Source organism: Clostridium aminobutyricum (assembly GCF_017255415.1).
Lineage (GTDB): Bacteria > Bacillota > Clostridia > Peptostreptococcales > Anaerovoracaceae > Aminipila > Aminipila aminobutyrica.
In genome coordinates this window covers 86,196-105,056 of the sequence record NZ_JAFJZZ010000002.1, presented here as the reverse complement: position 1 = coordinate 105,056, position 18,861 = coordinate 86,196, and the positions used below count along the sequence as shown (strand labels likewise).

Here is an 18,861-nt window from a genome sequence, read left to right as displayed (position 1 = left end):
GAAAAGTGAGGTACGTATGAAGGTATTAATTGTGGGCGGCGGAGGCAGAGAACACGCGATTGCTTGGAAACTGGCGCAGAGCCCAAACGTAGATAAAATATACTGTGCCCCCGGAAATGCAGGAATTGCGAACGTGGCAGAATGCATAGCGGTCAAGGCGGAGGATATAAAAGGTATTTGCCGTTTGGCAGCGGAGAAAGAAATTGATCTGGCAGTCATCGGCCCTGAAGTACCTCTTGCGCTTGGTATTGTAGATGAATTGGAGGATATTGGCGTAAGAACCTTCGGACCGAATAAAAAATGCGCTCAGCTTGAGGCAAGCAAAGCGTTTACAAAGGCATTTTTGGCAAGACATAACATTCCTACGGCAGGATATAAAGAGTTTACCGATAAAAACGAGCTTCTTGAGGAGGTCGGTCTATACGGCTATCCTATGGTCATTAAAGCAGATGGACTTGCAGCCGGTAAGGGGGTCGTGATTGCGGAAACAAAAGAGGATGCTGTACATGCCATTGAAGAAATGATGGGCGAGCGGGTTTTTGGTGATGCCGGAGATAAGATCGTTGTAGAAGAATACCTGACCGGCGTAGAAGCCTCCATGCTTTGCTTTGTGGATGAACATACCATTGTTCCGATGGAATCCGCGCAGGACTATAAGCGAATCTTTGATGGCGATAAAGGGCCGAACACAGGCGGAATGGGCACGTATTCTCCAAGCTTGGTGTTTAATAAGGAATTGGAAGAACGAATCCGAACCGAAATTTTAGAGCCTACCTTAGCTGGTTTCCAAAAGGACGGACTGGATTTTAGGGGTGTTCTTTTCGTCGGGCTGATGATCAGCGAAAACGGACCGAAGGTCATCGAGTTTAACAATCGGTTTGGTGATCCGGAAACTCAATCCGTGCTGCTAAGGTTGGAGACAGATCTTTATGAGATTTTTGATGCGGTGGTGGATAATCGTTTAGCAGACATAAACATTCAATGGAGTGACAAGAAGGCGGTTTGTGTGGTACTGGCTTCCGGCGGATATCCCGGAGATTATGAACGAGGTAAAGTAATTACCGGGCTGGAAGAAGTGGACGAAGATGCAGTAGTGTTCCATGCAGGGACAAAAGCATTGAATACGAGTAAACTGGCAGGCGACAGCGGCTGTGGGATTGAGCGCGTGGAAACGGTGGATATTGTAACCGACGGAGGCCGGGTTTTAGGGGTTGCCGTTCTTGGCAATACACACGATGAAGCCAGAATGAAAGCTTTTGAGAATGTGAAAAGAATCCATTTTGAAGGGCTGCAATATAGAAATGACATTGGTTTAATCTTAAAGAAATAAAAAAAGCGTTGTCTAAATTAAGGAAGTAACGTTATTTAGACAGGCAATGTTTCAGGATGAATCTTTTTATAAATTTCATTTACGAAATTTGAAAAGATAAACATTTCAAAACATCCATCAATATTGCCTGTCTAAATGATTCCTCTTTTATTTTGGGACAGCGGGGAGCGAGGACGTTGGGTTCCCTAGTAGGGTGGGTGAAACCATCTTTTTTATTGTAAAGAAATATGGTATACTAATACGAGTAAATTCGATTAGGAGAATATAACATGAGATTAAACAAATACATCGCACAAGCCGGTATAGCCAGCAGGCGAAAGGCAGATGAACTGATACAAAACGGAAATGTTAAAATAAATAGGATGACTGTAAAAGAAATGGGTACCGAAGTCCAAGAAGGGGATGTAGTCGAGGTGAATGGCAGAGAGATAGAAGCGGTTGCTAAGAAACCGGTCTATATCATGCTCAACAAGCCTTTAGGCTATATCACTTCCGTATCCGATGAAAAAGGCAGACCCACCGTGCTGGATTTAGTAGCGGATGTGGATGCCCGGTTATTTCCGATAGGAAGACTGGATTACAATACGTCAGGACTGTTGCTGCTGACCAATGATGGAGATATGGCATATCGGCTGACGCATCCCAAGCATCAGATTTATAAGACCTATCGAGCGCGGGTTTCCGGCGTATTGTCGAGAGAGCGGATCAATAGATTGCAAAACGGGGTGGATATTGGTGGTTTTGTTACGTCTAAAGCGAAAGTAAAAGTGATTAAGCAAGGGGAACGTTCTGCCATTGTGGAACTTCAGATTACAGAAGGAAAAAATCGTCAAGTGCGAAAAATGTTTGCTGCGGTCGGCAATAAAGTACAGGAATTGGAAAGAACCGCAGTCGGAGAATTATATCTTGGACGTCTCATGGTAGGTCACTATCGAAAACTGACTCCGAAAGAAATTGAATATCTTAAGGATTGCTAAAAAAGAAAAGCGCTGTTACCTATTTTTGATGGTAAACAGCGCTTTTAATAGTTCATTACTGAAGGAAACCTAAAATTAAATGATTTCCCGTTCCACTCTAGTGACCTCAGCTTCATTAGTATCTTCTATATAGTTCAAGACATTTTGTAAGATGCTATCACAATGTGCAGTTTCGTCACTGACGCAGGCCAACCCTATTACAATAAATTGATGGACATCTTGTTTGTCTACCTCTGCTATGGAGATATTAAATTTATTGCTGGCTTTTGCGCAGATACTTTTTACAATCATACGCTTCTCTTTTAATGAATGTACCCATGGTGCATGGAGTTCTAAAAGCATTGTTCCGACGAACATGGAATCACCTCTTTATTGTGTATAATATAGTCTATTATACCACAAAATCAATAGTATTAATATTCAATGTTTTTCTGATGATCTAAGGCATTTTTTGCCTTGGAATAGATACTTTAAAAATTATTATCGGCAAACAAAAAAAGCCTCTGCGAGGCGCTCGTAGTTTGTATTCGCTCGCGTTTAGTCGTAGCTTTTTATGATATTTCGTCTATATTGCAAGCGATATTTCCTACGTAATAAATAACGGCAGTACAAGTACTGCCGTTATTTATCGCTGTATTTATTTTGTGCTTAATAAGACCTTTAAAAGGCATTAAGTTTAACTAATGATAGCAGCCAATATAAGCAGTTGGAGATGCTTCTGCCGGTTCCACGGTAACCTGCCCATTTTCTAAACTCAAGCTGAGCGATGTTTCTTCTTCGTTAAATTCTTTCTCCATCACGATATTGCCTAGATCGTCTTTAATGATAATTTTCATAAAGGACCCCCTTCTAAAAGATGTATGTAAAAGATACTTTTTATATTTTGTTTTATACATTAATATAATAAAGCGATAAATCGATTAAGTCAAGTGCTTTTGATAAAGTTTGCTGTTTTTTTTCGGCAGTTGTTGTATACTAAGAAATAAGAAATTTGAGCAATACAATAGGGGAAAGATGATGACGAAACAAATGCAAAAAAAAATATTGATTCTTGCATTGTTTGCAGGCGAAACGATGATGAAAAGCGGGGCTGAAATCTATCGGGTAGAAGATACGGTTGAACGGATCTGTAAAGCGGCGGATATGCCGTATGTGGAGGTCTTTGCGATTCCTACGGGGATATTTGTTTCAATAGATCAAGGTGAAGATAACCGTGAGATGTTTACGTATATAAAAAGAATACGAGGGACAGGTATTGACCTTGGGCGGATTTCTGAACTGAACCAATTTTCAAGAGATTTTGCCAGTAAAGATTTAACCGTGGATAGCGGGATGAACTGGGTAAAGCAAATCTCGAAAACAAAACCGTATCGGCTGCCGTTAAGGCTTTTGGGAGCATCATTGGTATCTTCTTTTTTTTGTCTGATGTTTGGCGGGGATTTAAAAGACTATTTTTGTGCTTTTTTTATCGGTGCGATAAGCTATTTGCTTTCTATTTTATTTGACGAAATAGAGACGAATTTTTTTATCAAAGGTTTCTGCTGCTGTGCATTAGCCACGATTTTGGCACTTGTTTGCTCTTCGTTAGGACTTGGTTCGTCTTCCAGTGCGATTATCATAGGAGCACTGATGCTTTTTGTACCCGGAGTGGCCATCACCAATGGGATACGGGATATGTTGGCGGGGGACATGCTGGCAGGAGTGGTGCGGATTGCAGAGGCCTTCTGTATTGCCATTTCGTTAGCAGCAGGGGCCGGTGTCGTACTTCGTGCATGGGTGGCTTTCGGAGGTGCGATTCTATGAATATTTTTTTGCAGTTCATCTTTGGCCTTTTAGCGACGATTGGATTTTGCATCTTATTTCATGTGCCGACAAAGAAAATTATAGGGGCAGGATTCGTTGGTGCGGCTGGTTGGGCAACGTATATGTATTCCATTCAGGACGGACAGAGCAAATTGCTGGCGTGTTTTTTCGGTGCGTGTATAGTGGGTCTGTTTGCAGATATCTTATCAAGAGTTTGTAAAGAGGCAGCTATTATTTATATTATACCGGGGATCATTCCATTGGTGCCGGGTGCCGGTATGTATTACACTACTTTATACTTAATAAACGGGGATCTTTCGGCTTCCGCGGCGAAGGGAACTGAAACGTTGCTGATGGCAGGCAGCATTTCGGTAGGATTGCTGGTTGTAGGTTCTATATTGAGGATACGCCATGTCGTGTCATCTAAATTTCAGAAGCGGATAACGAAAAAGAATACTATGAGAGGTACAGAATGAAGTTTATAACGTGGAATGTAAATGGCCTAAGGGCTTGTATGGGAAAAGGATTTTTAGAGTTTGTACAATTGGAGTCTCCTGATTTTATCTGTCTGCAAGAAACGAAGATGCAAGAAGGGCAGGCAGAGGTGAAGCTGGAAGGGTATCGACAGTTTTGGAACAGTGCACAAAAGAAAGGCTATTCAGGAACGGCGATTTTTGCTAAAGAAGCGCCGCTGTCTGTTTCTTATGATATTGGAGCAGAAGGGCATGATATGGAAGGCCGTTCTATCACGCTAGAGTATCCCGAATTTTATTTAATAACGGAGTATACGCCAAATGCTCAGGATAAACTGGCTCGCATTGATTATAGACTGGAATGGGAAGCCGCTAGGAGAAACTATCTGAAAGAGCTGGATCAGAAAAAACCTATTATCCTGTGCGGAGATTTGAATGTAGCGCATCAGGAAATTGATTTGAAAAATCCGAAGTCGAATCGGGGAAATGCAGGCTTTTCAGACGAGGAGCGGGATGCCTTCGAACAGCTGCTGGGAATTGGATTGGTGGACAGCTACCGATACTTATATCCGGATACCACAGGCCAATATACGTGGTGGTCTTATCGTTTTAATGCCAGAGCCAACAACGCAGGTTGGAGAATTGACTATTTTCTGCTGTCTGAACGGATGAAAGACAGGATACAGGAGGTTCAGCTCCGAAATGATATCTTTGGAAGCGATCATTGTCCGGTCGTCTTAGAATTGAAATAAAGAACTTATAAAACTATAACTCACCAAACCCCTTTGACTCGAATATTCTAATATGTGATATTTTAGAGCTTCGAATCGAGGGGGATTTTTTATGTATAAAGTGGTAATTATCGGCGGGGGCTGGAGCGGATGCGCTGCTGCCGTGTCAGCTCGAAAAGCAGGTGCGGAAGTAGTGCTTTTAGAAAAGACGGACTTGCTTTTGGGACTAGGCAATGTCGGGGGAATTATGCGTAATAACGGCAGGTTTACAGCGGCAGAGGAAAATATTGCATTGGGGGCCAAAGAGCTATTTGGAATAACCGACCAGTGCTCACGACATGTAAATGTTGATTTTCCCGGTCATAAACATGCCAGCTTGTATGATGTGATGAGGGTGGAACCTCAGGTCAGAAGGTTGCTTTTAGAAATGGGTGTTGAAATTCATCTGATGGCAAGGGCTATCGATGTAGAAATGGAAACGATTGAACTGCCCGGAGAACAACCTCGCAAGTACTTAAAATCAATTATTTTGGCAGACGGCAGCGGCGTAGCTGTCGGCAAAAAGACGGGAGAATTTAAGATAGAGGGGGATGTTTTCGTTGAATGTACAGGATCTACAGGACCTATGGGGAATTGCCTGGCTTACGGGAATGGATGCTGCATGTGTATTCTCCGATGCCCTGCTTTCGGCCCTAGAGTCAGTATTTCGCAAAAAGCAGGTGTAAATGATATCATGGGCATGAGGAAAGACGGCGCTTGGGGGGCATTCAGCGGTTCAGGAAAACTCGAAAAAGATTCTCTTTCGGAGGAAATACAGCGAGTGCTCAATGATACCGGAGTTGCTGTTATACCTCTTGAGAAAAAAGACATCGTAAAGGAAAAATTGAATCTGAAAGTTTGCCAGCAATATGCGCTTGATGAATATGCTGAAAATATCGTCTTATTGGATACCGGATATGCTAAAATTATGACTCCATTTTTCCCATTGGAGAAATTGAGACAGGTGGAAGGTTTCGAAAATGCAAGATATGCAGACCCATACGCAGGAGGAAAGGGAAATTCCATCCGATACTTATCGGTGACGGAACGGGAAGACAATATGAAAGTCGCCGGTATAGAAAACTTGCTTTGCGGAGGTGAAAAATCAGGACTTTTTGTAGGGCATACGGAAGCAATTACAACCGGAAGCCTGGCAGGATATAATGCAGCAAGATATCTAAAAGGATTGAAACCGATGGAATTGCCTCGTCAGCTGGCAACAGGGGATCTGATCGCGTATGCCAACGAACGGCTTAAAACCAGCGAAGGACTGATGACCCGATATACGTTTGCCGGAGCAGAATATTTTAAGAGAATGCAGGAACGGGAATTGTATTCAATCAATCCGGAAGAAGTCACTAATCGCGTGGCACGCAGCGGACTCAAGGGCATCTATAGTGAAAAAATGATTTAAGGGGTAGTAAATAGAAATTTTATTCCACTGTTAAGAAAAAAATTTCTCGGACTATTTTCACTCATTGGCAGACCTGTTAAATGAATAAAGATATCAAAAAAGAGGTGAATGGATCAAAAAGTTCACGCTCTTTTTTTATGGTAAAGAATATAATTTGCCATAAATAAAAAAATAAAGAAAAATTTTTGAGCTGGTAAATATAATAGGTGTCGGTGCTTGAAAAATACAAGAATTTAAGTATAGAAATTCACATGTTTATTTGTTTTCTACTATTATTTGTGGTAAAATAGAAATAGCTGTAAAACGTTATTGGTGGAATAGAAAGCGATGTAAAGAAAATGGATTTTAATATTCTTATAGTAGATGATGAACAGGATTATTGCGAAGTATTAAAAATGATTTTTACGTCTAAGGGGTATCATGTAGATACTTGCATAGATGGCTTTGCTGCGCTTAAGATGCTGGAAGAAAAGCAATTTGATTTGGTCGTTACGGACTTAATCATGCCGGAGATGGATGGAAATGAATTGCTTGCCAAAATAAAGGAAAAATACCCCAATGTAAACGTGATTGTTTCTACTGCGTACGGGACGGTTGAAAAAGCGGTAGAAAGTATGAAAAATGGAGCATACACCTGTGTTACAAAAGGTGACAGCCCCGAGAGCTTGCTCATCGAAATAGAAGGGCTTTATGCGGAAACGTTAGAACGGGCGGAAGAAAAACAAAAAAATGGAAAGCCGGTTCATGAAGCAGATGATATTCTAGGGGAGTTTATGCTCATTACAAGAAATCCTGCTTATGCAAAGACTTTAGCGATGGCAGAAAAAGCAGCGAAAAGCAATGCCAATATTTTAATACTGGGAGAGTCCGGCTCGGGGAAAGACGTGTTGACCAGATACATCCATTCAAAGAGTAATAGAAGAAATAACGTTTTTATGGATCTTAACTGTCATGCAATAGCTGAGAATGTGTTAGAATCAGAACTTTTTGGTCACGAAAAAGGATCGTTTACAGGAGCCGCGGCAAAAAGAGTAGGACGCTTCGAAGCGGCAGATCACGGAACTTTATTTCTGGATGAAATCGGAGACATCTCATTGACTATGCAGGCAAAGCTGTTAAAAGTTCTTGAGAACAAAACCATTTGCAGGATGGGAAGCAATGAAGAAACGAAGGTAGATTTTAGATTAATTACGGCGACAAACAAAAACTTGGAAGAAGAAATTGCGTCAGGGAGATTCAGAGAAGATTTGTTTTACCGCTTAAGCACGATTATTATTACTGTGCCTCCGCTCAGGGAACGTAAGGAAGACTTACCGTTGCTGATTGATTATTTTGTCAGTATGATTGGAAGAGAGATGGAGGTTGAAAAGCTTGCTATAAGCTCTGACGTAATGGCATCGTTGCTGGAATATAATTATCCAGGGAATATCAGGGAGTTAAAAAATAAGATTGAACGATTGGTTGTTTTTGCAGAGGATGGAGTTATTCGCGCGGAAGGCGAGAAACTTCAGGTAAAACCGGAGGACTATATCACTCTTCCTCATTCTAATTTGACTTCTGAGCCTAAATTGGACAGAACACTGAAAGAACTGCGGAAGGAATTGGAGAGCAAATATATCAAGAGTGTTTTAGATGAATGCCGACATGATATGAACCGTGCTTCAGAAATTCTTGGAATAACCAGAAGACAACTTCTGAATAAAATAACGGAATACGGACTTCGATAACCTAGTGAAGATGAAAAACGTATTCTATAATAATTAAAAGATAAGAAATAAAATCAGGTGCGAAAAAAAATTCGCACCTGATTTCTTATTTTAAGGAGGTTTAGAAAAAAATTTCGCAAAAAATACGATAATATGGCAAAAATAAACAAATAATTGCAAACGATTAATAGAAATATTATTTATTTTTAAAAATATTTTATTTAATAAAACATTCAAAAATAAACATATTTTCATGAAAATATGTACAATTTTATACAATAATAAAAACCTATCACTCCCATAAGCAAAAGTTGGCATGTGGATTGCGTTATATAAGCATGTCGGAATTATTTATCTTATGTTAAGACAAAATTATTTAAGGAGGAACAAATAATGAGTCAAGAACAAAAACTCGTTAAGAGCTTTAGCACTAAAGATATTTTAGCTATGGCTTTTGGTACGATGATCGGATGGGGCTGGATCATGCTCTCCGGAAAATGGGCTGCTGACGCAGGTATGATGGGTGCCATCGGCGCATACCTAGTTGGTTCTATATTATGTATTTTTATCGGTTTGGCATATGCAGAGTTAACGCCTGCTATTCCATTCACAGGCGGTTCCGTAGTATTCTCGTATAAGTCAATGGGTTACTGGGCCGCAGTAGTGGCAGGTCTTGGTACCGGTTTGGCTTACTTAGGAGTAGCTGCATGGGAAGGTCCTGCTTTTGCAACAGCGATTGACTATGTATTCCCTATTCCAAAAATTGGTTACCTATGGACGATCCAAGGCTATGATGTATATGGATCATGGGCTGCTGTAGCCATCGTTGCATCTATTGTCATCACAGGGCTGAACTATCGTGGAGCGAAGGAATTTGCGTTATTCCAGAACATCGCTACCGTTGGTCTGATTGTAGTTGGTGTTATCTTCTTAGGCGGCGGTCTTGCTATGGGTGATATGGCCAATGCACAGCCTATGGTTACAAACTTCGCTGGATTTGCATCCGTACTATTGATGGTACCTGCTATGTTCGTAGGATTTGACGTTATTCCCCAGTCCGCTGGAGAAATGAACGTGCCTCTAAAGAAGATTCCTAGCTTGCTGATTATGTCCATCTTAGCAGCTGCTGCTTGGTATATCTTGATGATTTTATCCACTTGTCTATCCGCGCCTACAGAAATCCGTGTAAACGGAACAATTCCTGTAGCGGATGCTATGGCATACAACTTCGGTGGTGCAGTTTGGGGCAAGGTTTGTATCGTTGGTGCAATCTGTGGTATCTTAACAAGCTGGAACGGATTCCTTTACGGAGGTGCCCGTGTAATCTACTCCTTAGCAAACGCTAAGATGCTACCGGTTTGGCTTGGATATATCCATCCTAAGTTTGGTACACCTACACATGCGGTATTAGTATGCGGTATCATTTCAACTTTATCTTGCTTCCTTGGCAAGGGTGCTCTTGTTTGGTTCGTAGATGCAGCTTCTTTCGGAGTTGTAATCATGTACGGCATGGTGACATTATCCTTCATCGTATTAAGAATCAAACAGCCTGAGTTACATAGACCATACAAAGTACCTGCATTCGGATTTGTTGCAGTAATGTCTATATTTGTAACATTATTTTTCTTATACCTATACTTACCAATGGGTCCTGCTCCGCTTCTTCCAGTAGAATGGTTAGTAGTTCTTGGTTGGTTCGGCATAACATTTTTATTAGCAATCTATGCGAGAGTTAAGTATAAGGACGTTACTCCAAGAGAAAGAGAAATCTTGATGTTCGGAGAAGAATACGTTAACCAGAAATAATGACAACGATGGTAATTTCGGGATGAGTTCTAAAATCAAAATTATTATAGAGAATAGCTTATCCATTTGTTATGCAGATTGATGACAACCTTATTGCAAGGAAATCACAAATCGCCGATTTGTAGATATATATTGTTAGGTGATGAGGTCTTGTCATATAGATTAATAAATATTCCAAAATAAAAGGACTGCTCAAGAAGCAGTTCTTTTATTTTTTGTTCCAAAGAAATAAATGGGGTCTAAAATGCGAAAAAACTTTCGCATTTATTGTGTTAATACCTAAGATCAGAAAAAAAATTCTCAAAAAAATCGACAAAAATCAATGATAAGCAGCGTATGAAAATTTAAAATTATTAGTTTTTTTGAAAATTTAATCTAATTAAACATTCAAAAATGAACATATTTTACAGAAAATAAATTCAATTATAAAAACCTATTAAAACCATAAGCAATAATTGGCATGCGGATTGCGTAATATAAGCATGTCGGAATTATTAATCTTATGTTAAGACAAAATTATTAAGGAGGAACAAATAATGAGTCAAGAACAAAAACTCGTTAAGAGCTTTAGCACAAAAGATATTTTAGCTATGGCTTTTGGAACGATGATCGGATGGGGCTGGATCATGCTCTCCGGAAAATGGGCTGCTGACGCAGGTATGATGGGTGCCATCGGCGCATACCTAGTTGGTGCGGTATTATGTGTTTTTATCGGTTTGGCATATGCAGAGTTAACGCCTGCTATTCCATTCACAGGCGGTTCCGTAGTATTCTCGTATAAGTCAATGGGTTACTGGGCTGCAGTAGTGGCAGGTCTTGGTACCGGTTTGGCTTACTTAGGAGTAGCTGCTTGGGAAGGTCCTGCTTTCGCAACAGCGATTGACTATGTATTCCCTATTCCAAAAATTGGATATTTATGGACAATCCAAGGATTTGAAGTATATGGCTCATGGGCTGCTGTAGCTGTTGTTGGATCCATCATTCTTACCACTCTAAACTATCGTGGAGCGAAGGAATTTGCATTATTCCAGAACATCGCTACCGTTGGTCTGATCGCAGTTGGAATTATCTTCTTAGGCGGCGGTCTTGCTATGGGTGATTTCGCCAATGCACAGCCTATGGTTACAAACTTCGCTGGATTTGCATCCGTACTATTGATGGTACCGGCTATGTTCGTAGGATTTGACGTTATTCCTCAGTCCGCTGGAGAAATGAACGTACCTCTAAAGAAGATTCCTAGCTTGTTGATTATGTCCATTTTAGCTGCGGCTGCTTGGTATATCTTGATGATTTTATCTACTTGTCTGTCCGCTCCTACAGAAATCCGTGTAAACGGAACAATTCCTGTAGCGGATGCTATGGCATACAACTTCGGTGGTGCAGCTTGGGGTAAGGTTTGTATCGTTGGTGCAATCTGCGGTATCGTAACAAGTTGGAACGGATTCCTTTACGGAGCTGCTCGTGTAATCTACTCCTTAGCAAATGCTAAGATGTTACCGGTTTGGCTTGGATACATCCATCCTAAGTTCGGTACTCCTACACATGCAGTACTAGTATGCGGTATTATTTCAACTTTATCTTGCTTCCTTGGTAAGGGTGCTCTTGTTTGGTTCGTAGATGCAGCTTCTTTCGGAGTTGTAATCATGTACGGTATGGTAACATTATCCTTCATCGTATTAAGAATTAAGCAGCCAGAGTTGCACAGACCTTATAAGGTTCCTGCATTCGGATTGGTTGCAGTGATGTCTGTATTTGTAACATTATTCTTCTTATACCTATACTTACCAATGGGTCCTGCTCCGCTTCTTCCAGTTGAATGGTTAGTAGTTCTTGGTTGGTTCGGTGTATCATTCTTATTAGCAATCTATGCGAAGGTTAAGTATAAGGACGTTACTCCAAGAGAAAGAGAAATCTTGATGTTCGGAGAAGAATACGTTAACCAGAAATAATGACGACATCGGTAAAGTTGCTTTTATTTAAAAAGTGAGCTTACCAAATATAAGGAAATAAACCTTATTAATAATGAATTGAAAAATATTCCAAAAAGAAAGGACTGCTGAAAAGCAGTCCTTTTTGCGTACCTATTATTCTACGCCACGGCCCTTATATTATTGTAGTAATAATATATTTTTTAGAGTATTTAAAATAATTGAAACAAAACAGATAAAATACACAAAAAAGATTACAATTAGAGGAGTATTTTCCCATATACAGGGACAAACGAGAAATTTTTTTCTCAAATAGTTTATTAACGAGTAATATGAGAAAAAAAATTCGCGCAAAGATTCGCAAAAGTTCGACAAATACAAGCTATGAACATCATATGAAAATTACAAATTGTTAGATTTTTTAAAATAATCAAGGTGATGAACTATTGAAAAATGAACAAATTTCTCTTGAGAAGACTATCAATAGTAAAAATCTATTGTTCCATAAATAATAGTTGGCATAAGGATTGCGTTATATAGGCAATGTCGGAATTATTAATCTTATGTTAAGGCAAAATTATTTAAAGGAGGAACAAATAATGAGTCAAGAAACAAAAATGGTCAAAAGCTTTAGTACAAAAGACATTTTAGCTATGGCTTTTGGTACAATGATCGGATGGGGCTGGATCATGCTCTCCGGAAAATGGGCTGCTGACGCAGGCATGATGGGAGCCATCGGTGCATACCTAGTTGGTTCGGTATTATGTATTTTTATCGGTTTGGCATATGCAGAGTTAACTCCTGCTGTTCCATTTACAGGCGGTTCCGTAGTATTCTCGTATAAGTCAATGGGTTACTGGGCTGCAGTAGTAGCTGGTCTTGGTACCGGCTTGGCTTACTTAGGAGTAGCTGCTTGGGAAGGTCCTGCTTTCGCAACAGCAATCGACTACGTATTCCCTATTCCAAAAGCTGGATTCTTATGGACAATTCAAGGATTTGAGGTATACGCTTCATGGGCAATGGTTGGGGTAGTTGGAGCTATCTTCCTTACATGGCTAAACTATCGTGGAGCGAAAGAATTCGCTTTATTCCAAAACATCGCTACACTTGGTCTGATCTTAGTTGGCATTATCTTCTTAGGCGGCGGTCTTGCTATGGGTGATATGGCAAATGCTGCTCCTATGACTACAAACTTCGCTGGATTCGCATCCGTACTATTGATGGTACCGGCTATGTTCGTAGGATTTGACGTTATTCCTCAGTCCGCTGGAGAAATGAACGTACCTCTAAAGAAGATTCCTAGCTTGTTGATTATGTCCATCTTAGCTGCGGCTGCTTGGTATATCTTGATGATCTTAGCCACTTGTTTGTCCGCTCCTATCGAAATTCGTGTAGACGGAAAAATTCCGGTAGCTGACTCCATGGCATACAACTTCGGTGGTGCAGTTTGGGGTAAGGTTTGTATCGTTGGTGCTATTTGCGGTATCGTAACAAGCTGGAATGGATTCCTTTACGGAGCTGCTCGTGTAATCTACTCCTTAGCAAATGCTAAGATGTTACCGGTTTGGCTTGGTAAGATTCATCCTAAATTCGGTACACCTGGTAATGCTGTATTGGTTTGCGGTATCATCTCCGTATTATCTTGCTTCTTAGGAAAAGGAGCTCTTGTTTGGTTCGTAGATGCAGCTTCTTTCGGAGTTGTAATCATGTACGGTATGGTAACATTATCCTTTATCGTATTGAGAATTAAGCAGCCTGAGTTACACAGACCATACAAAGTACCTGCATTCGGATTTGTTGCAGTAATGTCTGTATTTGTAACATTATTCTTCTTATACTTGTACTTACCAATGGGTCCTGCTCCACTTCTTCCAGTAGAATGGGTAGTAGTTCTTGGTTGGTTCGGCGTATCCGGTCTATTAGCAGTTTATGCAAAGGTTAAATACAAGGATGTTACTCCAAGAGAAAGAGAAATCTTGATGTTCGGAGAAGACTACGTTAATCAGAAATAATGACGACGCCGGTAAAGTTGCTTTTATTTGAAAAGTGAGCTTACTACATATAAGGAAACAAACCTTATTAATAATGGGATTAATAAATATTCCAGAACAAAAGGACTGCTGAAAAGCAGTCCTTTTCTTAACATAGGAAATTAATTTCTAGGCATAAGTTGAAAATTTATAAATTAAAATAATAGCTGATAGCCTAAAAGCACGTGGATATATAGAACAATCTTCTGCATCTTAATGAAAATTTTTATGAAAAGAAATAAGCGAACGCCTTTGAAACAAAGGGGTTCGCTTAAATCATGTAAAGAAGATGATAAAGGAGACTCGGTCGAGGAAGACCGGTCTATAGTGGTTTTGTTGAGTGTGTATGAGAAAAAATATTACATCCTAAAGGATAGCGTATAACGATGTTTCTTATTTTCGTTTCGCTTCTTTAGGAGTTACACAAACGCCTTTTGCCTTGCAAACGATAATAGGCTCTTCCAAAAAATCTGCGGCGGAAGGGCTGATATCCGGTCTGGCTGCAACTACTTTTTTCGCAACAAATTCCATTGTCCTTGAAGTGTTGCCCATCTTGGTAATCTCACCGTAAGCTTCAATATAATCGCCGGCATATGTCGGTGCTAGAAATTCAACTTCATCATATCTTAAGAAAAGTCCTTCGTCTCCATCGCACTTAATTAATAATTCTGTCGCAACATCTCCAAATAGATGAACCATATGAGCCCCATCAACAAGACTTCCACCGTAGTGGGCATCCTTGTGTGACATTCTTAATCTGACTGTAGATGTAATCTTTTCCATTCGCTTTTTCTCCTTTTTGTTTTTGGTGATACTCCTCCCCTGTTCACGAGTTAAGAGCAATAGTGGAAACGTGAGCAGAGGGATGAAGGAATTCACCTGAGTAATTTTGGTATAAATTGATATAAATATTAATTGCAAGTGTCATGCCAATAGTTTATGATTGAAAATAGGTAATATGTGAACCGATTTTGGTTCGGACGTTTTTGAATTTAGAGGAAAAAAATTTCTAAAGAGAGAAACGATTTTAAATGAACAGCATAGAGGAGAGGAGCAATCAATGTTAGAAAACTATGGCACAAATCGTGTTTTAGAACCGAAATACGTACTTCCTACTTCGGCTTGGAAAGTCGACAATTCGAGAGAAATATATCCGAATGAGATGCGCATCCTGTTGAAAACCTTGCATATCGAGACTACCAGCTTTAAACAAATCTGTTTAGAAGCCAATAATAGTGAGGCGCAAATCAAGGAGAAAATATTAGATATTATAATGAAAAGAGGCAAACTCCATAATCCTGTAACGGATACGGGCGGTCTTCTCTATGGCGTGGTGGACGAAATCGGAAGCGAATATGTGAATGAGAAAGAGCTTAAAAAAGGGGATGAAATTTTATGCAATACCTCCCTTTCCGGTGTACCGCTCTATTTAAATCGGATAACGGCTATTGATAGGGCCTATACACAGATCGAGGTCGAAGGGTATGCTATCGTATTTCAAAAAATTCCTATTGTAAGGAAACCGGAAGGGGTGCCCTTGAACCTGCTTTTACTTACTTTCAATGAGTCGGGGACTTTATACCGAGTCAGTCGGGAAGTCTGTAAGAAAGGAGAAGGCAAAGGAAGATATTTGGTGGTAGGGAATAACATCTTGATGAATTTGTTGTTTGGATATGTTATTCGTAAGATTGCAGGAGCTCAGGTACAGATCATGTGCATGCTTGATAAGAGAACGGATCTGGTTTTGGTTGGAAAATCAATTGATAAGCTGTTATCTAAGGTGTTTAATGACATTCATTATGTGAATATTTTAAGGCCTATGGAGTGTTTGGAAAAACTCAACATTGAATCTCAATTTGACTTGACGGTTAATTGCGCGGACCTTCAGGGAGCCGAAACCATTAACATTTTAGCAACGAAATCCGGAGGAACGGTCGTATTCGCTAATTTAATAAACAATTACAATATTGCTCTTTACATAACGGAATCGGTTTCAAAAGATTTAGATATCAAATGTGCCGATGGATATTTAGAAAAATACGATGAATTTGACATTGAAGTTGTAAAAGAATTAGCACCTTATATGAAAGATATGGTGAGCTCTGTAACAAGTTTGCAGGAAGATTTAGCGTATCCGTTGGTAAGGGAAGATCGACTGATTTCCAGTGAAGGATACCGGCGAAGCTTAGCGGAGAATTTTATATGTGAGAGCCGCGCGATGGCCATGGTGTTAGAGGAAATCTTAAGTGTGTCAAAGTATGATTGCAATGTATTAATCACAGGAGAAACCGGTGTCGGCAAGGATAAAATTGCGAATATCATACAAAAAAACAGCACACGAAATATGCAGCCGTTCATCAAAATAAACTGTGCTGCCATCGCACCCAACTTAATGGAATCCGAATTTTTTGGTTATGAAAAAGGTGCCTTCACCGGGGCAAACTCAACCGGGAAAAAGGGGTATTTTGAGGCAGCAGATAACGGTATTATTTTTCTGGATGAAGTGGGTGAATTACCGTTAGACATACAGGCTAAACTGCTTCGAGTAACGCAAGACGGTGAAATATACAGAGTAGGGGGTACTACTCCGATTAAAACCAACGTGCGAATCATTTCTGCTACAAATAGAAATTTAATGGATCAAATTGAGAAAAAGCTGTTCAGACAAGACTTATATTATAGGCTGAATGTGTTTCCGATTAAAGTCCCTTCTTTAAATGAAAGGAAAGCTGAAATCCCGGCACTGGTAAGGCATTTCGTACGAACTTACAATGGAAAATACGGCATCAATCGAGGCATTGATGAAGAAGCAATCGAATATTTAAAAGAACGGCAATGGGTGGGTAATATTCGAGAATTGGAAAATTCAATACAACGTATCATGATCAGTGCAAAGGGCGAGAACATCACATTAATAGACGTTATAAAGTGTCTGCATGATAAAATTTTCGATCAAGTGGAGCTTACAACCGAAGAAGGTTTGCTGAATGCGATCGAAAATGAAGTACCTTTAGAGGATATGATAGAGAGCTTTGAAAAAGCGATACTTCGTTATGCGTGCGAGAAATATGGATCAACCAGAAAGGCAGCAAAAGCGATCCAAATCAGCCAGACTCAATTAGTGCGAAAAAAGAAAAAATATAATATTTAAATATACAGAAAAAGGGGTGAACCGAAAAGAGTTCGCCTCTTTTTCTGTATTGAACCCTTTTCGGTTCTGATATGAGCAAGATAGTACGGATTTTAGGCATAAAACCCCTCAAATTAAGCACTGCCTTGAAATTATTATAGGATAATAGGTAAATCTTAACGTAAATTGGGCAACATGATAGGTATGGCACAGATGTTGCTATACATGTAAAGTGAAAAGTTAATAGCGAACCGGATGACAAAGTTTTGATACAACCGGGATAAGCATTAAGAAAAAAAGAATAAGAAACAGTTATTTATTTAGAGGAGGATTGCTATGAAAAAAGGATGCCCATATGGGACCCACCGAGTTATTTCACCGAAGGGAGTTTTACCACAGCCTGCAGACGTGATTGATAACACAATGGAAATTTATGATAACGAAGTACTTATTGATGTGAAAACATTAAATGTTGACTCCGCATCTTTTACCCAAATAGAGAGACAGGCAAATCATGATATCGAAGAAATCAAGAAAATTATGATGGGCATTGTTGCTAAGGCTGGTAAGCACAAGAATCCAGTAACAGGATCCGGCGGTATGCTTCTTGGTACTGTAAAAGAAGTTGGTGAAAATTATGTAGGAGATTTAAAGCCTGGTGATAAAATTGCTACACTTGTATCTCTTTCTTTAACACCACTTGTAATAGAAGAAATTCTTGAAGTTAGACCGGACATCGATCAGGTAGACATTAAGGGTCAGGCTATTTTATTCCAGAGCGGCATTTATGCTAAGATTCCGACAGACATGCCTGAAGGATTAGCATTATCTGCATTAGACGTAGCTGGAGCTCCTGCTCAGACAGCTAAATTAGTAAAGCCTGGTGACACAGTTGTTATCATCGGCGGTGGCGGTAAGTCTGGATTACTATGCTTATATGAAGCAAAGAAGAGAGCAGGCGTAACCGGTAAAGTTATTTGTATCGGTGGTTCTGAAAAGTCAACTGATAGAGCTAGAAAGCTTAACTTAGCAGATGTATATTTTGCTGCAGATGCAACAAACGCTGTAGAAATTTACAACAAAGTTATGGAACATACAGATGGCAAATTAGCAGATGTTGTTATTAACTGTGTAAACATCGAAAATACTGAAATGGGTTCTATCTTAGCTTGTAAGGATGATGGAATCGTATACTTCTTCTCCATGGCAACTAGCTTTACAAAAGCTGCATTAGGAGCTGAAGGTGTAGGCAAAGACGTAAATATGATCATCGGTAATGGATACTGTAAGGGCCATGCCGAAATTACGCTTCAAGTTCTTAGAGAGTGCGAGCCTTTACGTAAACTGTTCCAAGAGATGTATGCTTAGGCAACAGCTTATTTCAATAGAAATAAGTACGGACTTATTTCACGTAAGAGGATCATCTTGTGCAAGGTGATTGATTAAAATAGTTTTTAAATTTTGCTGATTTAGAAATATATATCGGGAAGGTCT

The 18,861-nt window shown here is 39.8% G+C and carries 15 protein-coding genes; 12 read left to right on the top strand and 3 right to left on the bottom strand.

What is annotated here, in order from left to right:
• The first annotated feature begins 16 nt into the window (after positions 1–16).
• Both purD and JYB65_RS06700 read left to right on the top strand, forming a co-directional pair.
• The gene (purD, locus tag JYB65_RS06705) at positions 17–1,330 is read left to right on the top strand and encodes a phosphoribosylamine--glycine ligase (protein ID WP_206581887.1); all 1,314 of its coding nucleotides are present in this window, start codon (positions 17–19) and stop codon (positions 1,328–1,330) included.
• A gap of 269 nt (positions 1,331–1,599) precedes the next feature.
• On the top strand, positions 1,600–2,307 hold the full coding sequence (locus JYB65_RS06700; RefSeq protein WP_206581886.1) for a pseudouridine synthase: 708 nt from the start codon (positions 1,600–1,602) through the stop codon (positions 2,305–2,307).
• A 75-nt stretch (positions 2,308–2,382) separates the two neighbouring features.
• Here JYB65_RS06700 and JYB65_RS06695 read toward each other — a convergent pair whose 3' ends face one another.
• Both JYB65_RS06695 and JYB65_RS06690 read right to left on the bottom strand, forming a co-directional pair.
• On the bottom strand, positions 2,383–2,664 hold the full coding sequence (locus tag JYB65_RS06695) for a DUF503 domain-containing protein (RefSeq protein WP_206581885.1): 282 nt from the start codon (positions 2,662–2,664) through the stop codon (positions 2,383–2,385).
• A gap of 323 nt (positions 2,665–2,987) precedes the next feature.
• Positions 2,988–3,143: a hypothetical protein gene (locus JYB65_RS06690; RefSeq protein ID WP_206581884.1), complete on the bottom strand. Its 156-nt coding sequence runs from the start codon at positions 3,141–3,143 to the stop codon at positions 2,988–2,990.
• A gap of 181 nt (positions 3,144–3,324) precedes the next feature.
• Here JYB65_RS06690 and JYB65_RS06685 point away from each other — a divergent pair, with 181 nt between their 5' ends.
• From JYB65_RS06685 to JYB65_RS06650, 8 genes are all read left to right on the top strand, one after another.
• Complete coding sequence (locus JYB65_RS06685; RefSeq protein WP_206581883.1) at positions 3,325–4,110, top strand: threonine/serine exporter family protein; 786 nt, start codon at positions 3,325–3,327, stop codon at positions 4,108–4,110.
• Complete coding sequence (locus tag JYB65_RS06680) at positions 4,107–4,586, top strand: threonine/serine exporter family protein (protein WP_206581882.1); 480 nt, start codon at positions 4,107–4,109, stop codon at positions 4,584–4,586. Before JYB65_RS06685 ends, JYB65_RS06680 begins: the two co-directional genes overlap by 4 nt.
• Entirely contained in the window at positions 4,583–5,335 is a 753-nt protein-coding gene (locus JYB65_RS06675; RefSeq protein WP_206581881.1) for an exodeoxyribonuclease III, read from the top strand. The genes JYB65_RS06680 and JYB65_RS06675 overlap by 4 nt, the downstream gene beginning before the upstream one ends.
• A gap of 91 nt (positions 5,336–5,426) precedes the next feature.
• Positions 5,427–6,767, top strand: a complete 1,341-nt coding sequence (locus JYB65_RS06670) for an FAD-dependent oxidoreductase (protein WP_206581880.1) — start codon at positions 5,427–5,429, stop codon at positions 6,765–6,767.
• Between the two features lie 338 nt (positions 6,768–7,105).
• On the top strand, positions 7,106–8,494 hold the full coding sequence (locus JYB65_RS06665; protein WP_206581879.1) for a sigma-54-dependent transcriptional regulator: 1,389 nt from the start codon (positions 7,106–7,108) through the stop codon (positions 8,492–8,494).
• A 372-nt stretch (positions 8,495–8,866) separates the two neighbouring features.
• On the top strand, positions 8,867–10,279 hold the full coding sequence (locus JYB65_RS06660) for an APC family permease (protein ID WP_206581878.1): 1,413 nt from the start codon (positions 8,867–8,869) through the stop codon (positions 10,277–10,279).
• Between the two features lie 536 nt (positions 10,280–10,815).
• Positions 10,816–12,228 (top strand): APC family permease, encoded by a 1,413-nt coding sequence (locus tag JYB65_RS06655; protein ID WP_206581877.1) that lies wholly within the window; start codon positions 10,816–10,818, stop codon positions 12,226–12,228.
• Between the two features lie 578 nt (positions 12,229–12,806).
• Positions 12,807–14,219, top strand: a complete 1,413-nt coding sequence (locus tag JYB65_RS06650; protein WP_206581876.1) for an APC family permease — start codon at positions 12,807–12,809, stop codon at positions 14,217–14,219.
• A gap of 411 nt (positions 14,220–14,630) precedes the next feature.
• On the opposite strand, the gene kal is transcribed toward JYB65_RS06650, so the two are convergent.
• Positions 14,631–15,011, bottom strand: coding sequence for a 3-aminobutyryl-CoA ammonia lyase (gene kal, locus JYB65_RS06645; RefSeq protein ID WP_206582208.1), 381 nt, complete (start codon positions 15,009–15,011; stop codon positions 14,631–14,633).
• 286 nt (positions 15,012–15,297) lie between these two features.
• On the opposite strand from kal, the gene JYB65_RS14935 reads away from it, so the two are divergent.
• Entirely contained in the window at positions 15,298–17,388 is a 2,091-nt protein-coding gene (locus JYB65_RS14935; protein WP_245156613.1) for a sigma-54 interaction domain-containing protein, read from the top strand.
• Between the two features lie 315 nt (positions 17,389–17,703).
• Positions 17,704–18,735 carry an L-erythro-3,5-diaminohexanoate dehydrogenase gene (gene kdd / locus JYB65_RS06635; RefSeq protein ID WP_206581875.1) on the top strand — a complete coding sequence of 344 codons (1,032 nt, stop codon included), beginning with the start codon at positions 17,704–17,706 and terminating at the stop codon, positions 18,733–18,735.
• Positions 18,736–18,861: the final 126 nt, after the last annotated feature.

Excerpts from the sequence above, each read along its gene's own strand:
- JYB65_RS06690 (WP_206581884.1), bottom strand. The coding sequence starts at position 3,143 with ATGAAAATTATCATTAAAGACGATCTAGGCAATATCGTGATGGAGAAA.
- JYB65_RS06665 (WP_206581879.1), top strand. The coding sequence starts at position 7,106 with ATGGATTTTAATATTCTTATAGTAGATGATGAACAGGATTATTGCGAA.
- JYB65_RS06695 (WP_206581885.1), bottom strand. The coding sequence starts at position 2,664 with ATGTTCGTCGGAACAATGCTTTTAGAACTCCATGCACCATGGGTACAT.
- JYB65_RS06700 (WP_206581886.1), top strand. The coding sequence starts at position 1,600 with ATGAGATTAAACAAATACATCGCACAAGCCGGTATAGCCAGCAGGCGA.
- JYB65_RS06680 (WP_206581882.1), top strand. The coding sequence starts at position 4,107 with ATGAATATTTTTTTGCAGTTCATCTTTGGCCTTTTAGCGACGATTGGA.
- JYB65_RS06650 (WP_206581876.1), top strand. The coding sequence starts at position 12,807 with ATGAGTCAAGAAACAAAAATGGTCAAAAGCTTTAGTACAAAAGACATT.
- JYB65_RS06670 (WP_206581880.1), top strand. The coding sequence starts at position 5,427 with ATGTATAAAGTGGTAATTATCGGCGGGGGCTGGAGCGGATGCGCTGCT.
- JYB65_RS06675 (WP_206581881.1), top strand. The coding sequence starts at position 4,583 with ATGAAGTTTATAACGTGGAATGTAAATGGCCTAAGGGCTTGTATGGGA.
- kdd (WP_206581875.1), top strand. The coding sequence starts at position 17,704 with ATGAAAAAAGGATGCCCATATGGGACCCACCGAGTTATTTCACCGAAG.
- JYB65_RS06655 (WP_206581877.1), top strand. The coding sequence starts at position 10,816 with ATGAGTCAAGAACAAAAACTCGTTAAGAGCTTTAGCACAAAAGATATT.
- purD (WP_206581887.1), top strand. The coding sequence starts at position 17 with ATGAAGGTATTAATTGTGGGCGGCGGAGGCAGAGAACACGCGATTGCT.
- JYB65_RS06660 (WP_206581878.1), top strand. The coding sequence starts at position 8,867 with ATGAGTCAAGAACAAAAACTCGTTAAGAGCTTTAGCACTAAAGATATT.
- JYB65_RS14935 (WP_245156613.1), top strand. The coding sequence starts at position 15,298 with ATGTTAGAAAACTATGGCACAAATCGTGTTTTAGAACCGAAATACGTA.
- JYB65_RS06685 (WP_206581883.1), top strand. The coding sequence starts at position 3,325 with ATGACGAAACAAATGCAAAAAAAAATATTGATTCTTGCATTGTTTGCA.